The following is a 25617-nucleotide window of genomic DNA, read 5'->3' as shown; positions in this document are numbered from 1 at the left end:
ACTGCGTTACTGCGTGCTGGCCACGTCGTCCTCTCGGACGTAGTGACACCCGACCGACTCGCGATTCTCGCTCGCCGCGCGCGCGATCAGCAGCGCCACGACGCTGGCGTTACGGAGTTCGTAGAGGTCTCGAGCCGTCCGCGTTCGGATGTAAGCGTCGACCTCGCCTTTGAGCCGCCGGAGGACGGCACTCGCGCGGCCGATCGCGGCGGGATCGCGTTCGAGGCCGAGCGCCTCGTCCATCGTCCGATTCAGCCGGGTGAACTTCTGGGCGGCGAAGCGATCTGGCAGGGCCGGATCGCTGTCGCGGAGTTCGGGCGCTTCGACGACCTCGGCATCGGCCCGTTCCGCGGTTTCACCGCTTCGCTTCGAGGCGCGTTGCGCCTCGCCGACCGCGTCCTCGCCCGCGCGCAGCCCCCAGACGAGTCCCTCTAGCAGGCTCGTACTCGCGAGGCGGTTCGCGCCGTGGACGCCCGTCCGGGCACACTCGCCGACCGCGTAGAGCCGATCGAGGCTCGTTCGACCGCGATCGTCGACGTCGATCCCGCCACACAGGAAGTGCTCGCAGGGTGCGACGGGAATCTCGTCGCCCTCGATGCCGCGATCGCGACACGTGTCGGCGATGTCCGGATACTCGGCCTCGAACTCGAGCGGACTCACGTCGAGGACGACCTCCCCGGTCGCTTCGCGTTCGGTCTCGACCGCACGGGCGACGACGTCCCGCGGTGCGAGGTCGCCCTGCGGGTGGTAGTCCGCCATGAACTGCTCGCCGTCGCCATTTCGCAGTACTGCGCCCTCCCCCCGAAGTGCCTCCGAGAGCAGGAAGGGATCGTCGCCATCGTAGGCCGTCGGGTGGAACTGGATGTACTCGAGATCCTCGACGTCCGCACCCGCGAGCGCGGCCATGGCGATGCCGTCGCCGGTCGCGTCGTCCGGGTTGGTCGATCGGGTGTAGAGCGCGCCGATCCCGCCGGTCGCGAGGATCGTCGCGCCGGCGTAGATCGGCTTGCCCGTCGGTTCGTCGTCGCTTACCACGCCGTGGACGCGGCCCTCGTGGGTGATCAACTCGAGCGCGGCGGTGTCCTGGCGCACCTCGATCCGATCGTGGTCGTCGACGTGGTTCAGGAACGGTCGGAGGATGTGCGACCCGGTCGCGGCGTCGACGTGGAGGATGCGGGACTCGGAGTGGGCAGCCTCGCGGGTGTAGTCGAACTCGCCGTCCGCGGACTCGTCGAAGCCGATCCCGAGCGTGTCGAGCAGGACGTCCTCGACGGCGTCGTCGGCGTCCGCGACGAGGACGTCGACGGCGTCGGGATCGGCCGTCCAGTCGCTGGCCTCGAGGATGTCCGCTTTGAGGCTCTCCGGGTCGCCGCGGGTGGTCGAGATGCCGCCCTGTGCCCAGTCGGTGCTGGCGTCGTCGGGCCGCTCGGCCTTGGTCATCAGGAGCACCTCGGCACCCTCCCGGGCGGCCGCGAGGGCCGCCGCACAGCCGGCGATCCCGCTGCCGACGACGAGGACGTCCGCGGTCTCCGCGTTCGTATCCCCGTCCGTGTGGGCGTCTGGTGGAGTCTCGGTCATGGAATCAGATCTCGAGCATTCGATCGAGCGCCAGTTCCGCGAGCTCTTTCTCCTCGGGGGCGACCTCGATTACGTTGCGTTCACGTCCCTCGACCAGTTCTTCCAGCACCCAGGTGAGGTAGTTGGGGTCGATCTGACGCATGGCGTTGCAGTCCATGCACGCGTCGCCACACAGCGGCAGCACGTTCACCTCGGGGTACCAGCGCTGGAGGTGCTCGGTGAGGTGGATCTCGGTGCCGATCGCCCACGTTTCGCCGGGGTCGGCCGTTTCGATCGTCTCGCAGATCGTCGCCGTCGAGCCGGCCCTGTCGGCGGCCTCGACGACCTCGCGTCGACATTCGGGGTGGACGACGACCTTCGCGTCGTCGTGTTCGGCGCGAATCGCCTCGACGTGGTCCTCGCGGAACCGCTCGTGGACCTGGCAGTAGCCGTCCCAGAGGATGATGTCGCTCTCGGCGACTTCGTCGGCGTCTTTCCCGTCGGGATCCCACGGGTCCCACTCGGCGATTTCGTCTTCCATGCCCAGTCGGTGGGCCGTGTTCTCCCCGAGGTGTTTGTCGGGCAAGAAGAGGACCTTGTCACCCCTCTCGAAGGCGTACTCGAACGCCTCGTGCGCGTTCGAGGAGGTGCAGACGAGGCCGCCCTGGCTCGCACAGAAGGCCTTCAGGTCCGCGTAGGAGTTCATGTAGGTGATCGGGACGATGTCTGCTTCGGGCGCGGCCGCGGTGATCTCGGCCCACGCGCTGTCGACCTGAAGGGCCTCGGCCATCCCGGCCATCGGACACGACGCCTCCATGCTCGGGAGGATGACGGTCTGGTCGTCGTCGGTGATGATGTCCGCGCTCTCGGCCATGAACGTGACGCCGCCGAAGATCACGTACTCGGCGTCCGCGTTCGCCGCCTCCGTCGAGAGCTGGTAGGAGTCACCGACGAAGTCGGCGTGCTCGACGATCTCGCGTCGCTGGTAGTTGTGTCCGAGGATCACGACGTCGTCGCCGAGTTCCTCGAGTGCCGCTTCGATACGTTCGGTCCGTTCTTCGGCCTCGAGGTCCCGATACCGGGGCGGCAACTGCTCGAGGTTGTCGTACTTGAACAGACTCAGGTCGGTCTCCAGCTCCGCCGTTTCCATCTTGACCATTTCACGTCACCTGTGATTGTCCACACGTCAGTCCCGCCTATTGAATAACTTTTTCCTTCGAAAGGCGAATCTGAGAAGATACTACCGAGTGATGCAACGTCCGAAAACCAGCCGTCCGTTTTTCAGCGGTGAAGACAGGTTCACCTCCGTGGGTGGACGGTATCGGTGAACAGAATCGTTTCGTGACTCCTTCTGAAAGAAGTATGGCACCGGTGGACGCCGGTGCGGAGCGACTGACGACTCCGTCTTCGCGCGTCTGCTACGCCCGGTCGGGCGCGAGCGCGTCGATCGTCCGTTCGGTCTGGTCGCTCGAGGCGGGTTCGGGGATCACGACGATCGGATGGTCGATCTCGGTCTCCGAGACGAGTGTCCGGAGTTGTTCGCGGGCACCGTCGGGCGTCCCCGCGACGCCGAGGTCGGCGACCATCTCGTCCGTGACGGCCCCGGCAGCCACCCGTTTCTCGCCGTCGCGCCATGCCTCGGCGATCCGATCGGCCGCCTCGGGGAAGCGCGTCGCGACCGCCCGGCGGTATCCCTCGCCGCTCCCGACGTAGTAGGCGAGGTGTTGCCGGAGCACGTCTCGCGCCTCGGCGGGATCGTCACTGACGACCGAGGGGACGTAGGGAGCGATCGTGATCTCCGCCGGGTCGCGGTCGCGCTCTCGCGCCGCGTCAGCGACGACCTCGAACGCCTCGTCGAGTTCGGAGAACGGAATGTTGTGCGGGATCCAGCCGTCACAGAGTCGCCCGACCACCCGTCGGTTCGCCGGGCCGAGGCCCGCGTGATAGATCGGCACGTCCGCGTCGATCGACGGGAAATCCGCGACCTCGAGGACCTCGCCGTCGTAGGCGACCGGGTCGCCGGTACCTGCGGTCAGTTCTCGGACGATCTCGATCGTCTCGTGGGCCCGTCGCACCGGCCGATCGAACGACATTCCGTGGAGGTCCTCGACCGCCTTCGGGGTGCTCGTCCCCAGGCCCAGCGTGAACCGCCCGTCCGACGCGTCCTGGAGCGACGCCGCGGTCATCGCGAGGACGGCCGGCGACCGGGAGTAGACGTTCAGGATCGCCGTCCCGAGATCGATCGAGTCGGTCCGACAGGCCATCTCCGTCACCTGGACGGTCCCGCTCGCACCCCAGAGTTCGCCGACCCAGACCGCGTCGTAGCCCCGCTTCTCCGCTCGAACGGCGACATCGGCCAGGTCCACGTCGCCGAAGGCCGTCACCATGAGTCCAACGTCCATGCCCGGACCGTGAACGGCCAGCACGAAAACAGGTACGGAACGTACGGGAAACGGCGTTCGGGCAACGGCCACATCGTCGGGACGAGAGCACCCCAGATACCCATCGAGTCGGCCTCTTCCGGCGGTAACGCGGAGTCGGTTTCACTTTCGCTCCGGTGGCGGCAGTTTAAATACGATCGGGAACGAAACGGCGTATGCCTCCCAGTGAAACCAAGGAGGAGGCGTGACACCATGAGCGACGTACGACAGCACGCGGACGACATACACGACCAGTTTTCGGACCACCTCGACCTGAGCGTCGACGACGTCGAACAGCGCCTTCGAACGCTCGTCGACGAGTACAAGGTCCCGATCGACGAGGCGCGCCGGAGCGTCACCAACCACTACCTCGACGAGGCGGGCCTCGATCGGGACGACCTCTCGAGCGGGTCGAGCGAGGCGGTCCAGATCGAGGACGTCGACGAGTCGGAGCAGTGGATCGACCTCACGGCGAAGGTCATCGAACTCTGGGATCCCCGCAGCGACGCCGTCGCACAGGTCGGCCTGCTGGGCGATCCGACGGGGACGATCAAGTTCACCAAGTGGGCGAAATCCGACCTCCCGACCCTCGACGAGGGCGGCGTCTACGAACTCCGAAACGTCGTCACCGACGAGTACCAGGGCCGGTACTCGGTCAAACTCAACTCGACGACCGTCATCGAAGAACTCGACGAGGACATCGAGGTCGGCGACGACACCAGCGAGATCGAGGGTGCACTCGTGGACATGCAAAGCGGCAGTGGCCTCATCAAGCGCTGCCCCGAGGAGGACTGCACCCGGGTGCTCCAGAACGGCCGCTGTAACGAACACGGCGAGGGCGAGGGCGAGTTCGACCTCCGGATCAAAGCCGTCGTCGACGACGGCATCGACGCCCACGAGGTCATCTTCGACAAGGAGGCCACCGAGGACCTGACCGGGATCAGCCTCGAAGAGGCCAAGGACATGGCGATGGACGCGCTCGATACCACCGTCGTCGCCGACGAGATCCGCGAGAAGGTCGTCGGCACCTACTACCGCATCGAGGGCCCGACCTTCGGCCGGTACGTGCTCGCCGACGATGTCGAGGAACTCGACGGACCGGCGGATCCCGAGGAACTGCTGATCAAAGCGAGGTCGATGTGACATGAGCCAGGCAGAACTCACCCGCGAAGTCGCCCGCCGCGTCTTCGCCTCCGAATTCAACGACTCGACGTACGCCTTCAAAGAGAGCGACGACGAGCGCGCGCCCAACTACGCGCTCCTCCCGACGGGCGATCGCGCGAACCGCGTGTTCATCGTCGGCACTCTGACCGAGACCGAGGACGTCGGCGAAGACAGCGAGTACTGGCGCGGCCGCGTCGTCGATCCGACGGGGACGTACTTCGTCTACGCCGGCCAGTACCAGCCCGAGGCCGCCTCGGTCCTCCGCGACACGGAGCCGCCGGCGTACGTCTCCATCGTCGGCAAACCCCGCACCTACGAGACGGACGACGGCACCGTCAACGTCTCCGTACGACCCGAATCGATCGCCGTCGTCGACGACGACACCCGCGACCGCTGGGTCGTCGAAACCGCCGAACGCACGCTCGATCGGATCGAGGCGTTCGACGAGTGGGAAGCCGAACAGGAAGCACCCGAGAGCGGGTCGACCCACCCCACGAACGAGTACGCCCAGATGGCTCGCGAGCAGTACGACTCGCCGGTCGAGAACTACCGCCGCGACGTGATTCAGGCGCTCGAGAGCCTCGAGGACGTCGAGGCGACGGCGGAACCGAACTGACGCCATCCGAACCACGAACCACCCGCAGCCTGCGGTTTTTCGGAGTGCGAGCGTCGGACAAACTGTTAAGTGTGACGATGGTCGACTAGACCTACCAATGGGCAACAAGAACAAGACGATCTCGTTTCGCGTGAACGAGGACGCGTTCGAGGCGCTCCAGGACATCGCCGAAGAGCGCGACATCTCGTTGTCCGCGGTCTTCCGGGACTACGTCGACCAACTCGTCGAACACGACGGGCAGGTCGCCGTCGTGCCGGAGGCCGACCTCGAGGCGGCAGGTGGCGAGGGCGAAAGGGGCGAGGACCTCACGTTCCCGCCGACCATCGAGGTCCCGAAGAGCTTCATCCGGGAACACGAACGGCTCGAACTCGAGGCCGACCACCTCCGGGAGCAACTCGACGAGTACAAGGCCTACGTCAACGACCTCCAGGACCGTCTCGAGGACGAAGAAAACGAGGTGCTCTTGCTCGACGACCTCGACGAGGCCGACGGCCCGTCACAGCTTCGGTAACCGGTAGCCGGTAGACTGACAGCGTCGCGGCGGGACGAGCGCAGGCGCAGACTAGTCAGTGCGCGATCGATCCAGCGATCCCGTTCGCGTTACCGCGCGAGATCCCGTTTCGACTGGCGAATCTCGTCGGCCTTGTCGGTGTCCCCGTCGACGCGAGCGAGGGATTCGGCCGCTTCGAGCGTTCGAACGCCGTCGTCGAGAAAGGAGAGGATGTCGCCGGGGTAGGCGTACACCATGTAGTCGTCGGTCATCACGTCGACGATCGCGTCCGGGCCGAGCCCCTGTGCGCGCAACTCCAGTAAGTACTGAACGAACTTCCGTTCCGGGCAGCCACAGTAGGGGTTGTTGTCGCAGTCACAGTCGAGGAAGTCCTCCGCGAAGTCGAGCACCCGATCGCGAGTCGTGTCGTCGAGTTTCTCGAGGCCGTCGCCGCGGAAGAGCATGTCCAGCGTCGCCCCTTTGAACGCGCCCTTGGGGATGTTCGTCTCGAGCTGGGAGCTGAGCTGGCGGTGGTTCTTGACGTAGATCTTGTCGGTGATGGCCACGCGTTGGCGGTGCTACGGGGTTCGGGCCGAAAAGCGTCCCGGTCGCGGGGCGACGGTGCTGAGAGGCGATCGGGCGGGTGAAATCCCGCGGTACGGAGTCGCACACCCCCGTCCCCGAGTCGTAACGTATTTGAGGCCATCCGCCTGTAGAGTGAGGTGTACGCGTGTCCGGGTTGGGGTAGTGGTTATCCTTCAGCCTTGTGGAGGCTGAGACGCGGGTTCGATTCTCGCACCCGGACTTTTTCGCGACGAGTACCACGAGGAGCGGAAAAGCCGGAACGCGAGACGAGCGTGAGCGGGTCTCGCAGTCGGGTTCGATTCTCGCACCCGGACGTCCCGCAGCGTCATCGCGAACGTAACGACACCTGGTTATCAGTACTCGAACATACCGACTGGCGTTATGCGAGTGCTGCTCCAAGTACCGATCGTACTCGACGCGGGTTGGGTACGGACGAAACGACAATGGATGGAATCGACAACGCGGTAGCGATCGTAACGGGCGCGAGTACCGGTATCGGCCGCGCGGCAGCCTCGCGGTTCGTCGAGGAAGGAGCGCGCGTGGTCGTCGCGGACGTCAACGTCGAAGACGGGGAGGAGACGGTCGACGAACTCGAAGCGATGGGCGGAGAGGCGACGTTCGTCGAGACGGACGTCAGCGAGCGGGCGGACGTCCAGGCGATGGTCGAGACGGCAGTCGATACCTACGGTCGACTCGACTTCGCGTTCAACAACGCGGGCATCGAAGGGGCCAGCGGACCCGCAAGCGAGCAGCCGCTGGACAACTGGGAGCGAGTGATCGACGTCAACCTCAAGGGCGTGTTCCTGGGCTTGCGAGCGGAGATTCCGGCGATACTGGAGAGCGGCGGCGGTGCGATCGTCAACACGTCCTCGATCGCCGGCGTCGTCGGCTTCCCGGAACTAAGTCCCTACGTCGCCAGCAAGCACGGCGTGGTCGGCCTGACCCGGGCGGCCGCCCTGGAGTACAGCGGCGAGGGCGTCCGCGTCAACGTCATCTGTCCCGGCGTCATCGACACGCCGATGGTCGAGCGATCGTCCGAAGCGGACGGCAACGTCGAGCAGGCGATCGCCGCGACACCGATGGGACGGCTGGGCGAACCCGAGGAGATCGGCGACGCCGCCGTGTGGCTCTGTTCGGCGGATAGTTCCTTCGTCACGGGTGAGACGATGGTGATCGACGGCGGGTACGTGAGCCAGTGATCGATCGTCCGCAGGTCGCTCGCGGCGTCGGTTCTTACGGCGACGACGCGGCTTCGAAGAAGGAGAGTACCCGATCGACCAGATACTCCGGCCGCTCCTCGGGGATCCAGTGGCCGGCTCGATCGACCACCTCGCCGTCGACGTCGTCGGCGACAGCCTGCATGTCCCGGATCGGCAGGTCCCCGAAGGACTCCGTCCCGCCCAGCGCGAGGACGGGAATTTCGAGCGGGTCCTCGGCGTGGTGCCGGTTATTTTCGGCGTCGGCGTCGTAGGCGCGGTAGTACTCGAACCCGCCGCGGAGTCCGCCCGGCTGGGAGTAACAGCGGGCGTACTCCTCGCGGGCGTCGGCGTCGATCGCCGACGGATCGTACGCGCCCTCCTTGAAGAACCACGAGAGGTACAGTCGCTCCCTGCCGGCGACGAGTTGCTCGGGCAGGTCGGGGACGCTGTGAAAGCGGGTGTGCCACAGCTGTCGCTTGTGCTCCTCGTTGATCCCGGGGAGTCCGGCGTCGAGGACGGCCAGCGCGCACACCTCGTCGCGGTACTGGGCGGCGTAGGCGTAGGCCGTCGCCATCCCCCAGTCGTGGCCGACGAGGAAGACTCGGTCGTGCCCGAGGTGGTCGACGAGTTCCCGGACGTCGGTCGCGACGGTGTCCTTGTCGTAGCCCGATCGGGGCGTGCCGGAGTCGCCCAGACCGCGGAGATCGGGGGCGATGACGGTGTATTCCTGTGCGAGATCCGGGATGACCTCGCGCCACTCGTACCAGGTCTGGGGCCAGCCGTGGAGCAGGACCAGCGGCGGGCCGCCGGCGTCGCCGGCGGTGACGTAGTGGAGTTTGACCCCGTTGACCCGGGCCAGCCCGTGCTCGAGATCGACGTCGTCGACTGCGACCATATCCAAGTGTTCCCACACGAACGCATCACTCTTCCGTCGTGTCCGGCGGGCGATCGGTCGATCGGTCGGCGAACGGGCGGCAACCGGTTCGTCAGTGCTGCACGACGGGTTACCGTGGATACAGCCCCAGTAGGGGATCCCCACGGCGTTAGCCGTGGGAGGATGTCAGAGCGGTGCGCCGACCAGCAGGAGTGTGGCTCGATCGTCGCCGCGGTTGTGGATCTGGCGGCGTTCGTCGGGATCGAGACGGATCGCCTCCTCGGCCTCGAGCGAGACCGTCTCGTCTGCGAGTTCGACCTCGACGGTTCCCTCGACGACGTAGTAGGCCTCCTCCTGTCCACTCTCGGTCTCGTCGTGTTCTTTTCCCTTGCCGCCTGGTTCGAGTTCGAGCACCGTCAAGCCCAGTTCGTCGGTGTCGAGCGCGCCCTTCAGGAACCACATGCCGCCCCACTCCTCGGGGACGACGGAGTCGACGTCCGTCTTCGACGCGGTGTCGTAGCCCATACGCGATCGTCGGCGTCCAGCCCCTAAAATCGACCCGCCGCAGGTAACGCTATCACCGACCGTTCCGTACCGTCTCGAACGTCGATGTCCAGTCACGACGACGAGACCGGGGAGGAGTTCGAGTGTGACACTTGCGGGGCCGTGCTCGCCTTCGAGGACGCCCGCCGAACGAAGACGATGGGTGGACTCGATCCGACGAAGTGGCAGACGCTCTGTTGTCCGAACTGTGGAAGCCGCCTGAAGACGGTGTTCGTCGACGAGTGAGCGAGGCGGTAGCCGGGAGGGCGACCGATGGGGTTGACCGGCGAACCGATCGGATCGCAGGTCGAGTAACCCACGTGTCGAGACGCGCCGGGTATGCGACCCCCTAATAGACGAGGTCGCGCGTTTAGGCGTTCCAGCACGTAGCGAGGCGCATGGCCGACGCCCGACTCGGTGGGATGGTCGACGATCCGCAGCGAAACGCGGTGGTGGGGTGGCTCGTCACGGCAATCCTCGCCGCGCTGGCAGTCAACTACGCCCTCGCGGCGTCGTACCGCTGGTTCGCCTTCACCGGGATCGCGATCGCGATCGTGCTGGCCCCGGTGGCCGCGTTCCGGGATCCGCTCGCGCTGCCGTCCTGGGAACTGCTGGTGCTCGTCCTGGTTCCCGTCGTCGACGCGACGGTCCTCGGCGAGTCGTTCCTGACGACCATCGCCGTCTACGTCGCCGTCGCCGCGGTCGCGCTCGTCGTCGCCGTCGAGATCGATCGCTTCACGGCGGTGCGGATGAACCACGCGTTCGCGATCGCGTTCGTCGTACTCACGACGCTCGCCGTCGCCGGCGCGTGGAACGTCGCCCAGTGGGTCTCGGACGTCGCGTTCGGCACGGCCTACGTGCTGGACGGGCGATCGCAGGACGCGGCCAATCGGGCGATGATGTACGACTTCGCCTACGCCGCGGTCGCCGGACTGTTCGCCGGCGTCGTCTTCGATCGGTACGGTCGGTCCACGACGGAGCGCGTCGCCGAGGGGTCGTCGGAAGATCCGTCCGAACCGCAGCGATCCGCGCCCGACTCGGAGCCGGATCCCGTCCCGTCGCTGGTCCGCGATCGGCTGGACGTGCCCGAACGGACCGTGAGGCGGCTCTCCCGGACGATGCAGGCGGCCCTCGTGCTGGTGCTCTGTTACGGGGTCGTCGCCCGCGACCTGACGACGATCGCGAACGGGGCGATCGCGCTGGCGATCACGTTCCTCCCCGCCGTCCTCGAGCGGGACTACCGGCTGCCCCTCGAGCCAGAACTCGTCTTCTGGCTGACGGCGGCCGTCTTCCTGCACGCCCTCGGATCGGCGGGTCTGTACGGGTTCGTCGGCCCGTGGGACAGCCTGACAACACGATCTCCGCGACGATCGTCGCTGCGGGGGGCTACGCCGTCGTTCGGGCGATCGACCTCCACACGGACGACGTGTTCTTCCCGACGACGATGCTGGTCGCGTTCATCCTCGTGTTCGTGCTGGCGTTCGGCGTCCTCTGGGAACTCATGGAGTTCGGCATCGACCAGAGTGCCGCCCTGCTCGGTCTCGACGCGGTCCTCGCCCAGCACGGGATAACCGATACGATCGTCGACCTCGTCTACGACGTCGTCGGTGCCGCCGTCGCCGCGGTCTGGGGATCGATCTACCTCACCGACCTCACGCACCGCATCGCCGGTCGGTTCGGCGGCTGACGCGAGCGGTGTGCGGACGGCGGAGGATCGGTTCGACGGCCGAGACGCGAGACTCGCAATCCGCGAGGAATCAGTCCGCCGACTCGGTGATCCGCTGTACCTCGTCGTCGGTCAGCGACACCTGCGAGGCCGCGAGGTTCGACTCGAGGTGGGCCGGATCCGACGTCCCCGGGATCGGGAGGACGACGTCCGATCGCTCGAGCAGCCACGCCAGCGCGACCTGTCGCCGGGACGCGTCGTGATCCTCGGCGACGTCGTCGAGGAGGGTGCCGTGTTCCGCGAGGTCGTCGCCGTCGATCGGTGCCCACGGAATGAATCCGATGTCGTGTTCCGCACAGACCTCGAGCACGTCGGCGTTCGACCGATCGGCCACGTTGTACCGGTTCTGGACGGTGGCGACGTCGACGTGCTCGCGGGCCGTCTCGAGTTGCTCGACGGAGACGTTGCTGACGCCGACGGTCCGGACGAGGCCGTCGTCCTGGAGTTCGCCGAACGTCCGGATGGAGTCCTCGAACGGGGTATCGGGGTCGGGTCGGTGGAACTGGTAGAGGTCGATGGCGTCGGTCCGGAGCCGATCGAGCGACGCCAGCACCTGGTTCCGGATGTAGTCCGGGTCGCCGTGGGCGATCCACTCGCCCGATCGGTTGCGAAGGAGGCCGGCCTTCGTCGCGACCAGCACGTCGTCGGCGTCACCGATCGTCTCGCCGATGAGGCGTTCGCTCACGCCGGGACCGTAGGAGTCGGCCGTGTCGACGAAGTCGACTCCCAGGTCGATCGCCTGCCGAAGTACCTCGCGTGCTCGCTCCTCGTCCTCGGGCGGGCCGATGATCTCGTCGCCACAGAGGCGCATCGCCCCGAACCCGAGCCGATGGACGGTCGTTTCGCCGATCTCGAACGTGTCGCTCTCGTTTGCGATGGTGTCGCGGCTCACACGGCCAGTACGGCGGTGTGACGGAAAACCGTTGAGCGTTCACCAGTCGGGAACACGCGTTGGCGATCGGACCCGAGTACTCAGGCCGGGTACGCCCCGTCGAGTTGCGTGGCCGCGACGACGTGACCGTCCATGGCTTCGGCGAGATCGTCGGCGTCGGTCTCCGACGACAGGTCGAGCGTCGTCTCCAGCGCGAAGAGTTTGAACCGGTAGCGGTGTTCCGCGTCCGGCGGGTTTGGCCCCCCGTAGCCGACCTCGCCGAAGTCGTTCGTCCCCTCCGCGGCGTCTTCGGCCTCCCAGTCCTCCGGAATCGTCGTCGTGTCGGGCGGGACGTTCCAGACGAGCCAGTGCGTCCAGACCTGCCCGGCGGCGTCGACCGCGTCCGGATCGTCCACGATCAGGGCGAGCGATTCGGCGTCGTCGGGAACGTTCTCGATCGACAGCGGCGGATTGACGTTCTCGGCCTCGTAGCCGTACCGATCGGGGATCCGATCGCCGTCGTCGAACGCCGGGCTCGTGAGTGCAAGGTCGCCGATCTGGTCTACTTCGCCGGTGGCGTCGACGCCGTTTTCGGACGATTCGCCGTCGCTACCGTCGGCACCGTCGGTCGCGTTCGAACCGTCAGTGCCGTCGTCTTCGGCCGAGGTCGAGTCATCTGCCTCGTCGAGACAGCCGGTTACGAGCGCGCCCAGACCGACGACGATCGTTCGACGCGTGACAGGTGCAGGCGTGGACGGTTTCACACGGGCCACACGGGTTCCTTCGCCCGCGATCCAGATATAAGACGCCGGTGGGGGTACCGGCGGAGGGGGTCGAACGCGCCACGGGGCGACGATACCAGCGAGGACGGCGGTGGTGATGGCCGCGACGGCGACCGGCAAGATATACGATCACCCGACACGTACTCGCCGGTATGCCGACGGTTCACTTCCGCGATCGGCAGATCGACTGTGATGCGGGGGAGATCCTCCGCGACGTGCTCCTGGAGGCGGGCGAGAGCCCACACAACGGAATGGCCGATACCGTGAACTGTCGCGGGAAGGCCACCTGCGGCACCTGTGCCGTCGAGGTGGACGGGGCGGTCAGCGAACCCACCGATCGGGAGGAGCGGCGACTCTCGTTCCCGCCGCACGATCCCGACCGCGGACTCCGACTGGCCTGCCAGACGCGAATCGAAGGCGACGTCGCGGTGACGAAACATCCCGGATTCTGGGGCCAGAAGATCGAGGATTCGGACTGATCGAGCCGTCGATCGGCCCGTCTGGACCTGGCGGCCGTCCCAGCGAACCGCCCTCAACGGACGTGCGGAAGGACCTCCTCGCGCAGGTACGCCAGATACTGCCCGGAGTCGAACTCGGACGGACGATAGACCTCCACGTACCCACTTCGAGCCGCCGTCATCTTCACGTCGGTCCCGTCGTAGCGGTAGGACAGCCCCACCTGATTCAGGCTCGAGTTCGCGAGGATGTCGTCCACATCGTGGCTCGTCCGCAGGTCCGCCCCGTGGAGGACCCCGTTCATGCCGTTTTCACCGGTCCCGTAGAAACCGGCTTTCCACGGCGTCGCCGACTCGTGGGCCGCGAAAAACCCGTCGAGGTCCAGCGTCGCGCGCTCGATCCTCGTGTCGGTCTCCGCCGCGACGAGGTCGAAGGCGAACGTGCCGTCGCTACTGTCGACGGCGACGAACTCCCCGGGGACGCCGACGAATTCGGTGTACTTCGTCTCGGTCCGCGCCCGTTCGGTGACGTGAATCTCGCCGTCCTCGATCGTCGTCGTGGCCCGGTCCGTAAGCGTGTCGGCAGCGGCACGCCCGGCGAAGGCCATCTCCCCGGTCGGAAGTGAAAACACGCGATCGATCTCGAGACAGCGATCGAGTTCCTGCTCCGCCGCCGTGACGGTCTCGGTATACGAATCGACGACGTCGAACGTTCCATCGACGATGCCGAGCACTCCTGCCTTCATCTTGCAATCCCCATCAAAGGGCCGTACTATAACGATTCCGACTGCTCGCAAACGAGTCGTCTCGAGATACTGGTTGGTAATCACACACAGTATATAACCGATGGGCGATCATAGGTGTCGTGTGGTCGCTCCCGGACAGCTCTACGCCGCGATCGTCATCGTCCTCCTGCTCTTCGCGTTAGGGGTCGGTATCCGAGTTCTCACGCGGATCTTCCGGGACGGCCTCGAGCGGCAACGCAAGCGGCAGGCCGGAGAGATGGAACGCTACACCGAAGACGAGGAGTACGACCGAGGGCCCGCCGCTTTGCTCAACGAGGACGCCGCGGGGAGGACGCGCCTGACGTGTCGTCACTGTGGTGCGGAGAACGACCCGGCGTTTCGGTACTGTGGGCACTGCGCAGAGCCCCTGTAACCCGCGTGTCCGCCCAGGGGGAATTACTCGCTCGCCGCTTCTCGCCCGATTCGTCGGTCAGGTCGCCGATCGGCGGGCCGTCACGCGTTCCACGGAGCCGACGGAAAGTCGACCAGCCGGGTGGTCCGATCGATCCCGTCGATTCGTTCGATCGCCGAGTCGTCCAGCCGCAGCCGTCTCGCCTCGAAGTTCTCCCGGATGTGGTCCGTCGAGGTCGACTTCGGAATCGGGACGACGTTTTCCGTCGACTGGAGCCAGGCGAGCGCGACCTGGGCGGGCGTGGCCCTGTACTCCCTCGCGATCTCGACGAGTTCGGGCACGTCGGTGACGGTCCCTTTCGCGAGCGGGGAGTACGCGACGAGGTAGTGATCGTGCTCCCGGGCGTGCCGGCGGAGTTCCGCCTGCTGTAACAGCGGGTGACACTCGACCTGGTGTGCGAAAAGCGGTGCGTCCAGCAGTTCGATCGCCTCCTCGAGCAACGACGGGGTGAAATTGGACACGCCGACGCGTCGAATTTCGCCCCGATCGTACAGTTCGTCGAACGCCGCGAGCGTCTCTTCGGGGTCGTACGCCCGGATCGGCCAGTGGACGTACAGCAGATCGATCGCGTCGACGCCGAGACGGTCGCGACTCGCGCGAGCGTGGGCGATCACGTCGTCGAACGCCAGGTTTCGCGAGTGAATTTTCGTCGCGACGAACACCTCGTCGCGATCGACCGCGGCCCGATCGATCGCCCGGCCGACTGCGGCTTCGTTCTCGTACATTTCTGCGGTGTCGACGTGGCGGTACCCGAGGTTCAGCGCCGAGGTGACTGCCGTCGTACAGGCCTCGGGCGAGACGTCGTACGTTCCGATACCGATTTCGGGGAGTGGCGTGAGTGACATAGTTGGGTCGAAGGGGGGAGCGGTCGAACGACGGCGCGACGCGCCCGCGCGCGGTCGCCGTTCACGGTAGTTCCCGGGCGATCGAATCCGAGCGCCGACGAAGCGTCGCATCGATCGCATCGACGGCCCGATCGACACCCCCATCAGCCCTCGAGAGACCCAGGTACGGTTCGATCAGTTCGAGTTCCATCAGCACGAACGTCCCCGCTCGCTCGATCCCGTCGACGCGTGCGTAGCCTAGCGTCGCCGGGTCGATCGAGAGGACGTCAGCGGCGGCGTCAAGCACCGTTCTGGCCTGGTCGACGAGACTGGCCGTCGGATCGAACGCGTCGGTAGCGACGCCGAAATTCGGGTGCGCCCTGAAATCGTCGGCGGCCGGAACGCTTCGATTGGCGTGGCTGAACGCGCCCTCGAAGAAGATCATCGAGAGTTCACCGTCGGTCACCTCCGGAACGAACTGCTGGACCAGGAGGTCGCGTTCGGCGCGCTGGGTCTCGAATCGATCCTCGTCGCCCGGACCGATCGGCGTCGACGCCCGCCAGACGCCGCTGGAACTCGTCCCGATCGCCGGTTTGACCACGGCGTCCGTCCAGCCGTTCCGGTCCAGTATCGTCCCGAGGTCGACGTCGGATTCCCGCTCGACGTACGCAGTCGGGACGACTGAGACGCCCGCAGTCTCGAGGTCCCGGAGGTAGAACTTGTGCACGTTCCATCGGATCACGTCGGGGGGATTGACCACGACGATACCGTTCTGCTCGACGGTCGCGAGCCACGCGCGGAACGCGTCCGGGTCGTCGTAATACTGCCAGCACGATCGGACGACCAGGGCGTCGAACTGCGACCAGTCCACCGTCGAGTCGCTCCAGATCGTCGGCGCGGTTAGGTACCCCCGTTCACGGAGTCCCGACACGATGGCGCGGCCATCGTCGGTCAATTCAGGGGCCTTCTCTCCGGTCACGATCCCGATACGCGGTCGCTCGTCCGCCATCACAGGCGAAATACAGAGGGGGGCAACAAGAACGCTTGCTGAAACCGATTACTGTACGCAGATCGACGTGTCGGCGCTTTCCGTCGCGGAGTACTCGATCGCGACCCGTGGTCGATGTCGACCCCCGCGAGAATTATCCATGGAGTTGGGTTCCGTACCGGGGCCGAAGTCGATCGGGTGCGGACTGTACGGGTCACGGGTCGTTCGCCGCAAATGCACGTCGCCTCTCGTAGTGGACTCACGTGAACGCGGACGCGGTCGCTCGCTACGCCCCGAACCCCGTCGCTCACTGTGCCTGTGCTTCGCGGTCTCTAGTTCAAATCCGGGACTGTTCTCCAGTCGCTTCGGACGCCGGACGCCCATGTTACCGTCTGTGGTCGCTTCGGACGCCCGATCGGAGACCCAGTACCTCGTCGCAACCGCTAACAGCGAACGGACACATCGGCAGGGGACATGACCACAGCGGGCAGTCGGCGACCCACTAGAGGTCTTTGCCGGTCGCTTCTTCTGCCGTCTCCTCGACACCCTCCGATATCGCCTCCTCGGCGCCGCCAGAAACGTACCCCTCGATTACTTCCGCTAGTATCTCGATCACGTTCATAGTTCCTGATTATTCGGGGTGTACAATAATCTACCGTACCGGCCGGCCTTCTCGATCCCGGGTGTGCGATTGCTTCGACGAGACCCCGCCCGAGGCGATCGCACACCCAGCCTCGATCACGACGAAGTGCTGCACCCCGGATTCGAACCGCGTCGGGAGGACCTGCACGTGGTTCGAGACGGCTTTGCCGTCTCGTCATCACGAACGGCGCGCAGCACCGTTCGAACGACTTCGCTGTGCGGGCTGTAGCTCGTCTTCTCCGAATCCGATCGGGTTCCATTTCTACGCCGCGATCCACGCGGCACGCTGAGCACCGAATGGGCGCGTCAAAAGGCAGTGGAGGCCATTGAATTTGCCACGCTCACTAAGGACGAAGTTGCGCGTCTCTTAGAGATGGCCCACAGGGGCGTGTACGACACCGACGATATGCCGAGCGGTGGCTGGGCGTCTTCGAAGATATGGAACGAGAACCTTGAGGCGCAGTGAAATCCACAGCGGCTGATACAAACGGCCTGCTGACTACAGAGGGTGTGTGCAGCAGACGGTCGGTGTGGGTTTCTACGTTGATCTGGTGACTGAGCCGGTCACGCGGACTGCGAGTCGAATTCGTACAGATAGAAAATACATTAGTATTTGAAATTATTAATACAGAATATGAAAGAACCTGAATGGAGTCTTCTCGCAATTGCGTTTCTATTATCTGTGATAGCATACGAACTCGCACTGATTCTGGATGGAATCCAAGCTCTTTCCAGTCCCTCCGAGGGTGTATCCAGCCTCTCTGAACCGGTGTTAGTGCTTATTCTTATTTTCTTGTACGGAATCCCTGTCTACGTTGGCGTTATCGGCGTATATCTTTTCGGAACATATATTGTCGATTCTAAATAGGTGCTAGGCCTGCAGCTATTGTTTCTGTGGGGCTGATACGAGAGCGTTCGGTATCCTATGGACCTGTACTGAGCAGTCACTCTACTCGTCGATCAACATCTGGTTGGTACTGCATTCGCGCGTTCTATTCAGCAACGGCTCAGCGATCTACCCGAACACTGTCACAAATAGCGTGCTGAATACAGAGTATCGGTCTTGTTTAGACGCCAGAGAGAACGACTTAGTTCCTGTGTGGATATCCTCGGTTCGACTACTCGCTCGTTCCTCGCATCACGAGTCGAGCCGTCGCGATATCGCGTTCTGAGGTCCTGAGAAATCCCTTCGTGAAGCCCGCTCCGAACGTTGCGTCAACGAGAGCATCGCCTGCCTCGGGTGCCTCGTCACGGTCCACGACAGTGGCGAAGCAAAAGGTGCGGGAGTTCCCCGTCGCGGCGTCAAAAGTCAGGTGCCACCGGTACCGTCCCGTCGACCGGTTGGTACCTAGATAGAGGTTCGAGTCGGCGTCGCCGTCGTCGGCGGGAACGACATCTCCGGGGTGGGAGACGAGCGAACCCGAGCGCCAGGCGTGTTCGACGGTCAGCGAGATCGTTTTCCACCCGCTCCCCGCGTGGTAGTTTGATCCCGGGATGAGTCGATACCTGGTGACGAGGGCGTACCGACCAGTCGGTTCGAGATCGAGGACTGACGCGTGCTGTCGGACGGTCCCGTACATATCGCTTCCTGCCGTCGTCGTGTCGGTGGCCACAACGGGGCGGTTCCATTCCCACGCCCGGGGTACGGGCTCGTCGGCGTACGTGGCTGGTGGAGCGGAGGGCTCGTCGTCGATCCCAACCGTGGCCCCGAGGACGCCAACGATCCCTGCGCTGGCGGCCAGCCCGAGAAGCGTGCGACGCTGCATCGTTTCGAGGGAATCTCGCCGAGATAGAATATCTGTTGAAAACACCCGGTGGGACATCTGCGCACAAAATAACTCGAGAAGTGCGACGCAGTCAACCCGTAGTTTAACTGAGCGGTCGATCCGTGGCCCATTAACGAGAGGAATGAGCTGTTGCTCCGCGTCTAAACAAGGCCCGGAGTATCTATTCATCAGAGAGGAGTCGTTTGTTTCTGACCTGGTCTTCTGAATCTACCGGTAGAACAAGCATGCGAACCGAACAGCGGGATCTCTAACAGTTATCGATGACGTTTGTTGAGCCGTGCTGCATATACAGCGCACCAGCGCGCTCTATTCTTGAACAGAGGCTGTTTAAGGATCACAGATAATGAAGGGAGAGGTGTTTTTCGGTGGCGATGTAGATCGCACACTGATGGGTTTCCCCGAGATAGATTCGGCTGTTTTCTTTGGTTCGATTACAATGGTAACGTGGGGAATCTGGGTGGTCTTGGGCAACGCTGCGTCGGAGTCCATCGACCCGAGGACGGCCGCCGCGATCTCCTATCTTGTTGCGGGACCCCTTGCACTCGGATTCATCCTCGTTTCAGACGCATCGCTCGCCATTACTGCGAGAGGAGGACTGCTCGCTGGCACGGCCGGATTGTTCACCGGAATAGGCCTTATTTCGATGTACGTCGGCCTCTCCGGAGGGTCAACAACGATCGTCTCTACTCTCGGTGCGATGTACTTCGTCATCGCGGCCCTCATCGGTATGGTCGTCCTCGGAGACGAAGTTACGATAACGAGACTTGCCGGGATAGCGTTCGCAGTTATTGGGGTCGTCTTGGTTACCCGATAGATCAGCCCTACGCAATTGTTGGGCATGGAGGTCACGATAGTACTCCCGAAAAAAGCGAGTCGAAGCGCGCCTTCCACTCGGAAGAATAACCGAGTAGCCCCTCAAAACGTCGTTCTTGGTAGTTATCGGAGGGAGTAGAATCCGTCACGTTGCTGGTTCATCTGTAGCTACCAGTCCACGTTGTTTCCGCCTGCACTCGTCGCCGTGCTGGATTTTCGCTCTGGCTTCAGCACGCCGTTCTCGATAGAGGGTGAGTAGATCCCGATCCGCAGCGTTCCATCGTTTGCCTGTACTGAGCGATCACCACCGTCGCAAATCGACCCGGATCTCGTGCGACAGTCGCGCCCTGTATTCAGCACGACTCCTGAAACCGATCACCTGTTGAGGGTTTCACCAAGGTCAACTCTGAGTAAGTCCCCACGCACCGATTGGAAGTCAGTCTGTGCGATGATCGAGAAAATTCCATTTCGAGGTCGATGAACGGCGACGAAAAACACCGATATTCCGCCCGCGAAGTGCCCCAGGCATTTGAACTCTGAGACTAATGCCGCCTCCCGGATTTGAACCGGGGACAGCTCGATCTTCAGTCGAGTGCTCTCCCAGTCTGAGCTAAGGCGGCTCATCTACACCTCCGTCCATGGTATAAAAAAGGATTTCGAATCGGAATCGCCAGTCGACGGCCAGGAAGAACGACACATTTCCCACCGGATCGGACCAGTAAGACAAACACGAATTAGTAACGGGGTGACTACCGTCGTGTTTGGGATTGCCTGACCGTCGTTAGTTGGAATATCGGATATTCAAGACACGCTTTTCCGCGCTGGGGAGTAACATCATGTTATGGAAGCACTTGCCTCGGACGAGGGAGAGACCGAACTCTCGGCCGACACCATCCTCGAACTCCTGGCGAATCGACGCCGGCGGTATCTCCTCTACGCCCTCAGGGGGCAAGACGGCCCGATCGAGCTGTCGACGATCGCCGAACAGGTCGCGGGCTGGGAACACGACGTCCCGCCTGACGAGGTCGCGAAAAACGAGTACAAGAGCGTTTACGTCTCGTCCGTCCAGTGTCACGTCCCGAAACTCGCCGACTCCGGCGTCGTCGATCACGACGAGGAGAACCACACCGTCGTGCTCGCGGACAACTTCGAACAACTCGAACCGTACCTCCGCGTCGTGGTCAAGGACGAACCGGAGAATTCGACGCTGCACACCGCCCTCGAAGCCGAGTCCGAGGAAGGACTACTCGGTCAGATTCGCGAGAACGTCGCGCGACTCAAGCACTGACTGACCGCGCCTATTATACTGCTACTCCTTGCAATCGCTGGCTACGATCGATCCCCACGCACGAACGATCGTCGACGATGCGACGATAGACGATCCACGGACGATTAGGGAACGGGGTCCGCCGACTCGAGTCGATCGTATTTCGTCCCCACCAGTTCGAAGTACGCGTCCGTCATGATCCGGGGTGACGAAACCCGGTGGAAGGAGTCGCGGACGAAGGCCGCGTCACGCCGAGTGAGTCCGTAGGCGTGGCAGGCCGCCGCGTCGATCTCGGCCTGCAGTTCGGTTCGGGTCTCCGCGTCCGTCACCGGGTCGATACCGCCGAGCCGATCGCGCATCTCCGCGAAGGCCGCCCCGTAGCAGTTGAGACGCGCCGCGCGGGTCGAGATGTACTCGAACCAGTCGTCGCCCGCGGTCAGTCGCGGCACCTGGGATTCGGTCAACTTGTACATAACGAGGTTCTCCTCGATCTTCGTCCGCATCAGGTAGTCGAACGGCAGACTGTTCAGGAGACCGAGCGCCGCGAACAGTTCGCGATCGGTGAACACCCGTTCGTAGACCGAGTGGAGCGGGTCGTCCGAGAGGTCCGATCGATCGATATCGAACGTGTAGGGACGAATCGTATTGAGTGCGTGGTGGCAGACGACCCCCTTCGGAACCACCGCACAGATCATCGTCCGCTCGTTCGTCGAGTTCGTGATGTTCCGGAAGACGATGCGGTACGCGCTGCAGTCGAGTTTGACGTCGTCGGGCGAGAGCGGTTTCCCGCGTTCCCGTTCGAGGAGGTCGTTCACGAACGCCTTCTGTGACCCCGTCCCGTCGAACGCCTCGTAGATAGCCTTCTTGAGTCCCATCTCGGGGTCGCGCGACCGGAACGCTTTCTCCCGGATCCGTCGTTTGGCGCTGCGCTCCGGGTCGCGGTCTTCGCCGACGCTCCACAGCGTCGGTGCGTCCAGGTCCTCGACGACGTCGGGTGAGTAACTGTACTGGTAGACGTTCGACCCGCCGTAGACCGGGTACTCGCCCTCGGCTTCGGATTCGACGTAGCGGTCCCGATCCTGGTTGCGATCGAGTTCCCGGTACGGGGTCACCGTCCACCCCTGGGAGTCGTCGCCCAGCGGTGGATGGTCGACGAGCGTGCGGAGGACCGCGACCTGCGCCGCCGATTCGAGCAACGGGAACAGGCCCGTACTCGGCGAGTACTCGGTCAGGACCTCCCGGGGGACGGTGACAGCCGACTCGTCGATGCGTCCCAGCACGTCGAGGTCGCCGCTCCGGTAGATCGTCTCGAATCGCTCGGTGCGGCCGCTGTTCTTGCACACGGCGATTCCGAACTTGTACCGGGTATCGACGTCCGGAAAGATACCCCGGTTCTCGTACAGGACGACCTGCTGGAGCGTCGTCGCGTCCAGCAGGTGCGTTCGAAGGTCCGCCCCTGCCGCCCCGACGAAGACGGTCCCCGGAAGGATCTGGGCTACGTAGGACTCGTCGTTCGCCACCTCGAAGACGCGCTCCAGGAACAGCATCGAGAGGTCGTTCTCGTTCCCAACGGCGCTCCCGCCGACGTCGGGGTTCTGGAGGACGTACTGCGAACTGCCGTTGAAGTACGCTGCGCGGGTCGCCATTTTCTCCTGGTACGCCTCCCATCCGGCGGCGATCGACGGGTCGGCCAGGAGTCGCTCCTGGACGGCGTCTTTCTCGGACGGCGGCCGCGTTCGAAACAGTTCGTCGAACGTCGTGAAGTACTCCTCTCGGTTGGGTGCGACGACGTCCCAGGGCGGATTGCCGATGACGACGTCGAAGCCGCCCTCGGCGTACACCGCCGGAAATTCGAGCGGCCAGTGAAACGGGGAGTGGTCCGCGAGGTCGTCACGCGTGAAGTCCTCGATGCCCGCGTCGTGGAAGTCCGCCAGCACTCGGTCGTCGAATTCCTCGCGGGACGAGAACAGTCGACGCGCTGCCGCTTCGCGCCGGGCGCTCTCGTCGCCCTCCGTCGTCTCGGCCCGATCGATCGCCTCGTCCTCGACGGGCGCCGCCACCGTGTCCCGGGCGCTCTCGCCGGCCTCGCCCCCGTCGATCGTGAGCGGCGCGCCCCCGTCCCGGTCGTCGACGAGGTCGGTGACCCCGACGAGGGAGTTCCCCTGTCGAATACTGGCGTCGACGTCGGGCAGCGGTTCGACGTCACCCGGATCGCCTTCGATGTCCGCGACCATCGACAGCCAGAGGCGGCGCTTACAGATCTCGACCGCCCCGTCGTCGACGTCCACGCCGTAGAGGGCGTTGCGAACGATCGCCCGCTTCGCGTACAACGAGACGCTCCCCGCACCGGATTCGATCGCCGCCAGTTCGTCCCGGGTTCGGGCGTCGAGGTCCCGGCCGCGCCCCTCGCGGTCGAGTCGCCGGAAGAACTCGAGACACTGCACCGAGACGTCCAGCAACACCTCCTGGGCAGCGAGCAAGAACGCCCCACTCCCGACTGCCGGATCCAGGACTCGCGTGTCCATCAGCACGTCGTGATAGAGCGTCTCGACGTGAGCCGGCGTCACCGTCTCGATCGGGACCGGGGGTGTCGTCGCTCCGCTGTCTGCGATCGGGTCGGCGTCACTGGCTCCGTCCCCGGTGAAGCCGAAGACGTCGTCGATCGACTCGTAGTCCGCCTCGACGGTCTCGTTGAGCCGATCGACGAGGGAGGGATGGATCGTCCGGCGCGCCATGAAGCCGGTGATCTCCGTGGGCGTGTAGTACGCGCCCAGGTCCTTCTGGGTGACCGTCTGCTCGTAGATGTGCCCCAGGATCGCCGGAGAGAGGGTCTTCGGGCCAGCGACGGCGAGCCGTTCGTCGACGTCCCACTCCCAGTCGGACAGGAACGCGAGCACGTCGTCGAAGAGTGCGTTGGTCTCCGCCGGTGTCTCGCCCAGTTTGGCGTCGTCGAACTCCCGTTCGACCGGACTCTCGGCGAACAACCCGCCGTCGAGATGCGGGAGCGTACCGAACGCAGGGTCCTGATCGTCCGTCGCGAGATAGTCGAAGCAGAGCGGCCGATAGAACGCTTCGTACCGATCGTCGCCCTCGTCGACGACGGTCGCGGGCCGTTCGTGGAGATACCGTTCGTCCCCGTCGAGCAGCCCCTTCGCCTGGAGAAAGGAGAGGAAGAGCAGCCGATCGAGAACGACCTGGACGTATCGCCGCTTCGCGTCGCCACGATCGTCCGGGATGCCAGCGACCGCCTGCACGAGGTCGGTCCGTAACGCCTCGAACTGTCGGGCGAACGCCTCGACGACTGCTCGCGTGTCGAAGAGCGCCTCGGCGACCCCCGTCCCCGTCGACGAGTCGTCCTCGATCGCATTGAGTCGCTCGAGGATCGCGTCCGTCTCCGCACACTCCCGTCCGAACTGCTCCTTCGTGAACGTGAGCGTCCGGTACGTGATGCGACCGTGCTGCTGGTCGGCCCTCCGTCGATCCCGCGTGACGAACGTGAACGACTCGAAGTCGTGGGTCGCGACGAGATGCGTCCGCCGACCGCGGCGCTCGGGCCCGCACTCCGACGGCGACTCGCCCGGCCCCGCTTCGACGAGGCCGAAAAACTCGTCGGCAACGTGGCACCCGAGGCGCGTCCGCTCGCCGGGCGTCGATCGGAACTCGAGACCACGCTTCGCGAGCGCGTCCGCGATATCCCGGAGCGAAGTCCATCCCCGGACGTCCGCCGCAGTAATCCGCTGCTGGGTCACGTGTCGGCAGACACACGGATCGCATATCAACGTGGGGCATCGGCGGTGCAGGGTCGGCCCGCTCACGATCGTGCGCTGCTCGGCCATCGATCGCGATTTGCCCGTTCACCGATCGCCGATCGGTCCGATCGTGGGCCCGGGCGGGTTCGACCCTATCGCTCACGGATCGTTCGCGACAGCAAAGTGGGCTCGGGCGGGTTCGAACTACGCCGAGACGTGCTCGCTTCGCTGTGCGCGTCTCGTCTACTTCGAACCGCCTCTCGCGGCATATTTCTGCCGCTCACGAGTTGTTCGCGGCAGGAATATGGGCTCGGGCGGGTTCGAACCGCCGACCTCGGCCTTGTAAAGGCCGCGTCATGACCAGCTAGACCACGAGCCCGCATCTCGACTGAGTTCCCCCGTCCGAATAACCTTTACTTTCTCGCGTGGCAGCTATTCGGCATGGCCCTCGAACGCGTCTGGAAAGGGTTGCTCGTGATCGCAGCCTGTTCGGTCGTCCTCGTCCTCCTCGTCCAGAGCGGCATCGTCTCCGCGCCGTGGACTGCAGACGAGGGCGAGGTGCGCGTCGTCGACGACGACACCGACGAGGACGAACCCAAGGCAGTCGTCGAGGTCGAAGTCGCGGATACGCCAGGGGAACGCTACACTGGCCTGAGCGACCACGACTCCCTCGAATCGGGAACCGGGATGCTGTTCGTACACGAGGACGAAGAGGAGCGCACCTACGTCATGCGGGAGATGGATTTCGACATCGACATCATCTTCATCGACGCCGATCGGACGGTGACGACGATCGAACACGCGCGGGCCCCCGAACCCGGCGAGGACGGCGAGGAACTCCAGTACTCCGGCGAAGCGAAGTGGGTGCTCGAGGTCCCACGCGGCTACGCGAACGAGACGGGGATCGAGGTCGGCGACGAGGTCGAGATCGACCTCGAGTCGAACGAGGTGAGCGTCGGGACGATTATCCCGCAGGAGCCACGCGCGGACGCGAGCGAGTCGGTCGTCGGGGCCCGATCGATCGCCGAACCGACCTATTTCGATTCGTAGCAAACTCTTATTTGCGAC

General features: G+C 64.6%; 25 protein-coding genes, 3 tRNA genes and 1 pseudogene. 14 read left to right on the top strand and 15 right to left on the bottom strand.

Translation table 11 applies throughout. The features are described 5' to 3' along the window. Nucleotides 1–6: 6 nt before the first annotated feature. The 3 genes from MUG98_RS23345 to MUG98_RS23335 all read right to left on the bottom strand — a co-directional run bounded on the left by MUG98_RS23345 (nt 7) and on the right by MUG98_RS23335 (nt 3959). Nucleotides 7–1578 carry an L-aspartate oxidase gene (locus MUG98_RS23345; RefSeq protein WP_265109794.1) on the bottom strand — a complete coding sequence of 524 codons (1572 nt, stop codon included), beginning with the start codon at nt 1576–1578 and terminating at the stop codon, nt 7–9. 4 nt (nt 1579–1582) lie between these two features. Continuing rightward, complete coding sequence (nadA, locus tag MUG98_RS23340; protein ID WP_265109793.1) at nt 1583–2716, bottom strand: quinolinate synthase NadA; 1134 nt, start codon at nt 2714–2716, stop codon at nt 1583–1585. Nucleotides 2717–2975: 259 nt separating this feature from the next. Further along, a complete protein-coding gene (locus tag MUG98_RS23335; protein WP_265109792.1) occupies nt 2976–3959 on the bottom strand; it encodes an LLM class flavin-dependent oxidoreductase in 984 nt (327 codons plus the stop codon). A 231-nt stretch (nt 3960–4190) separates the two neighbouring features. Here MUG98_RS23335 and MUG98_RS23330 point away from each other — a divergent pair, with 231 nt between their 5' ends. The 3 genes from MUG98_RS23330 (at nt 4191) to MUG98_RS23320 (ending at nt 6268) form a co-directional block, all read left to right on the top strand. Next, nucleotides 4191–5120, top strand: coding sequence for a replication factor A (locus MUG98_RS23330; protein WP_265109791.1), 930 nt, complete (start codon nt 4191–4193; stop codon nt 5118–5120). A 1-nt stretch (nt 5121) separates the two neighbouring features. Further along, entirely contained in the window at nt 5122–5757 is a 636-nt protein-coding gene (locus tag MUG98_RS23325) for an RPA family protein (RefSeq protein WP_265109790.1), read from the top strand. Between the two features lie 97 nt (nt 5758–5854). After that, nucleotides 5855–6268, top strand: a complete 414-nt coding sequence (locus MUG98_RS23320) for a DUF8146 domain-containing protein (protein WP_265109789.1) — start codon at nt 5855–5857, stop codon at nt 6266–6268. An 89-nt stretch (nt 6269–6357) separates the two neighbouring features. Here the strand turns inward: MUG98_RS23320 and MUG98_RS23315 are convergent, their stop codons facing one another. Continuing rightward, nucleotides 6358–6813 carry a DUF5814 domain-containing protein gene (locus MUG98_RS23315; protein WP_265109788.1) on the bottom strand — a complete coding sequence of 152 codons (456 nt, stop codon included), beginning with the start codon at nt 6811–6813 and terminating at the stop codon, nt 6358–6360. Between the two features lie 167 nt (nt 6814–6980). Here MUG98_RS23315 and MUG98_RS23310 point away from each other — a divergent pair. Next, nucleotides 6981–7052, top strand: a tRNA-His gene (locus MUG98_RS23310). Nucleotides 7053–7275: 223 nt separating this feature from the next. Beyond that, nucleotides 7276–8031, top strand: coding sequence for an SDR family NAD(P)-dependent oxidoreductase (locus MUG98_RS23305; protein ID WP_265109787.1), 756 nt, complete (start codon nt 7276–7278; stop codon nt 8029–8031). Between the two features lie 34 nt (nt 8032–8065). Here MUG98_RS23305 and MUG98_RS23300 read toward each other — a convergent pair whose 3' ends face one another. Further along, a complete protein-coding gene (locus tag MUG98_RS23300; RefSeq protein WP_265109786.1) occupies nt 8066–8926 on the bottom strand; it encodes an alpha/beta fold hydrolase in 861 nt (286 codons plus the stop codon). 165 nt (nt 8927–9091) lie between these two features. Continuing rightward, a complete protein-coding gene (locus tag MUG98_RS23295) occupies nt 9092–9430 on the bottom strand; it encodes a cupin domain-containing protein (RefSeq protein WP_265109785.1) in 339 nt (112 codons plus the stop codon). 84 nt (nt 9431–9514) lie between these two features. On the opposite strand from MUG98_RS23295, the gene MUG98_RS23290 reads away from it, so the two are divergent. Further along, nucleotides 9515–9694, top strand: a complete 180-nt coding sequence (locus tag MUG98_RS23290; protein ID WP_265109784.1) for a hypothetical protein — start codon at nt 9515–9517, stop codon at nt 9692–9694. Between the two features lie 152 nt (nt 9695–9846). Then, a pseudogene (locus MUG98_RS23285) lies at nt 9847–11135 on the top strand (DUF2238 domain-containing protein). Nucleotides 11136–11205: 70 nt separating this feature from the next. Here MUG98_RS23285 and MUG98_RS23280 read toward each other — a convergent pair. Then, entirely contained in the window at nt 11206–12066 is an 861-nt protein-coding gene (locus MUG98_RS23280) for an aldo/keto reductase (protein ID WP_265109783.1), read from the bottom strand. A gap of 80 nt (nt 12067–12146) precedes the next feature. Then, nucleotides 12147–12602, bottom strand: coding sequence for a YbhB/YbcL family Raf kinase inhibitor-like protein (locus MUG98_RS23275; RefSeq protein ID WP_265112512.1), 456 nt, complete (start codon nt 12600–12602; stop codon nt 12147–12149). A gap of 377 nt (nt 12603–12979) precedes the next feature. On the opposite strand from MUG98_RS23275, the gene MUG98_RS23270 reads away from it, so the two are divergent. Further along, a complete protein-coding gene (locus MUG98_RS23270) occupies nt 12980–13306 on the top strand; it encodes a (2Fe-2S)-binding protein (RefSeq protein WP_265109782.1) in 327 nt (108 codons plus the stop codon). A gap of 53 nt (nt 13307–13359) precedes the next feature. Here the strand turns inward: MUG98_RS23270 and MUG98_RS23265 are convergent, their stop codons facing one another. Further along, nucleotides 13360–14028 carry a hypothetical protein gene (locus MUG98_RS23265; protein WP_265109781.1) on the bottom strand — a complete coding sequence of 223 codons (669 nt, stop codon included), beginning with the start codon at nt 14026–14028 and terminating at the stop codon, nt 13360–13362. Nucleotides 14029–14149: 121 nt separating this feature from the next. Here MUG98_RS23265 and MUG98_RS23260 point away from each other — a divergent pair, with 121 nt between their 5' ends. Next, a complete protein-coding gene (locus MUG98_RS23260) occupies nt 14150–14440 on the top strand; it encodes a zinc ribbon domain-containing protein (protein ID WP_265109780.1) in 291 nt (96 codons plus the stop codon). 80 nt (nt 14441–14520) lie between these two features. On the opposite strand, the gene MUG98_RS23255 is transcribed toward MUG98_RS23260, so the two are convergent. Both MUG98_RS23255 and MUG98_RS23250 read right to left on the bottom strand, forming a co-directional pair. After that, nucleotides 14521–15324 (bottom strand): aldo/keto reductase, encoded by an 804-nt coding sequence (locus MUG98_RS23255; protein ID WP_265109779.1) that lies wholly within the window; start codon nt 15322–15324, stop codon nt 14521–14523. Between the two features lie 61 nt (nt 15325–15385). After that, nucleotides 15386–16312, bottom strand: a complete 927-nt coding sequence (locus tag MUG98_RS23250) for an ATP-grasp domain-containing protein (protein WP_265109778.1) — start codon at nt 16310–16312, stop codon at nt 15386–15388. 937 nt (nt 16313–17249) lie between these two features. Between MUG98_RS23250 and MUG98_RS23245 the strand changes: the two genes are divergently transcribed. Both MUG98_RS23245 and MUG98_RS23240 read left to right on the top strand, forming a co-directional pair. After that, nucleotides 17250–17399: a hypothetical protein gene (locus MUG98_RS23245; protein WP_265109777.1), complete on the top strand. Its 150-nt coding sequence runs from the start codon at nt 17250–17252 to the stop codon at nt 17397–17399. Nucleotides 17400–17567: 168 nt separating this feature from the next. Next, complete coding sequence (locus MUG98_RS23240) at nt 17568–17801, top strand: hypothetical protein (protein WP_265109776.1); 234 nt, start codon at nt 17568–17570, stop codon at nt 17799–17801. Nucleotides 17802–18051: 250 nt separating this feature from the next. Here the strand turns inward: MUG98_RS23240 and MUG98_RS23235 are convergent, their stop codons facing one another. Beyond that, nucleotides 18052–18699 (bottom strand): hypothetical protein, encoded by a 648-nt coding sequence (locus tag MUG98_RS23235; RefSeq protein WP_265109775.1) that lies wholly within the window; start codon nt 18697–18699, stop codon nt 18052–18054. A 409-nt stretch (nt 18700–19108) separates the two neighbouring features. Here MUG98_RS23235 and MUG98_RS23230 point away from each other — a divergent pair, with 409 nt between their 5' ends. Next, complete coding sequence (locus MUG98_RS23230; RefSeq protein ID WP_265112511.1) at nt 19109–19534, top strand: EamA family transporter; 426 nt, start codon at nt 19109–19111, stop codon at nt 19532–19534. A gap of 545 nt (nt 19535–20079) precedes the next feature. On the opposite strand, the gene MUG98_RS23225 is transcribed toward MUG98_RS23230, so the two are convergent. Next, nucleotides 20080–20153 (bottom strand) — tRNA-Phe (locus tag MUG98_RS23225). Nucleotides 20154–20374: 221 nt separating this feature from the next. On the opposite strand from MUG98_RS23225, the gene MUG98_RS23220 reads away from it, so the two are divergent. Then, entirely contained in the window at nt 20375–20821 is a 447-nt protein-coding gene (locus MUG98_RS23220) for a DUF7344 domain-containing protein (RefSeq protein WP_265109774.1), read from the top strand. A gap of 104 nt (nt 20822–20925) precedes the next feature. On the opposite strand, the gene MUG98_RS23215 is transcribed toward MUG98_RS23220, so the two are convergent. Then, the gene (locus MUG98_RS23215) at nt 20926–24549 is read right to left on the bottom strand and encodes an Eco57I restriction-modification methylase domain-containing protein (RefSeq protein WP_265109773.1); all 3624 of its coding nucleotides are present in this window, start codon (nt 24547–24549) and stop codon (nt 20926–20928) included. A gap of 305 nt (nt 24550–24854) precedes the next feature. After that, nucleotides 24855–24928: transfer RNA gene (locus MUG98_RS23210), tRNA-Val, on the bottom strand. Between the two features lie 62 nt (nt 24929–24990). Between MUG98_RS23210 and MUG98_RS23205 the strand changes: the two genes are divergently transcribed. Further along, nucleotides 24991–25599, top strand: a complete 609-nt coding sequence (locus MUG98_RS23205; RefSeq protein WP_265109772.1) for a DUF192 domain-containing protein — start codon at nt 24991–24993, stop codon at nt 25597–25599. The last annotated feature ends 18 nt before the right edge of the window (nt 25600–25617 follow it).

The sequence above is a fragment of the Halosolutus halophilus genome, assembly GCF_022869805.1.
GTDB lineage: Archaea > Halobacteriota > Halobacteria > Halobacteriales > Natrialbaceae > Halosolutus > Halosolutus halophilus.
Note: the sequence above shows the minus strand (reverse complement) of the source record. Positions and strands in the feature narration are given on the sequence as shown.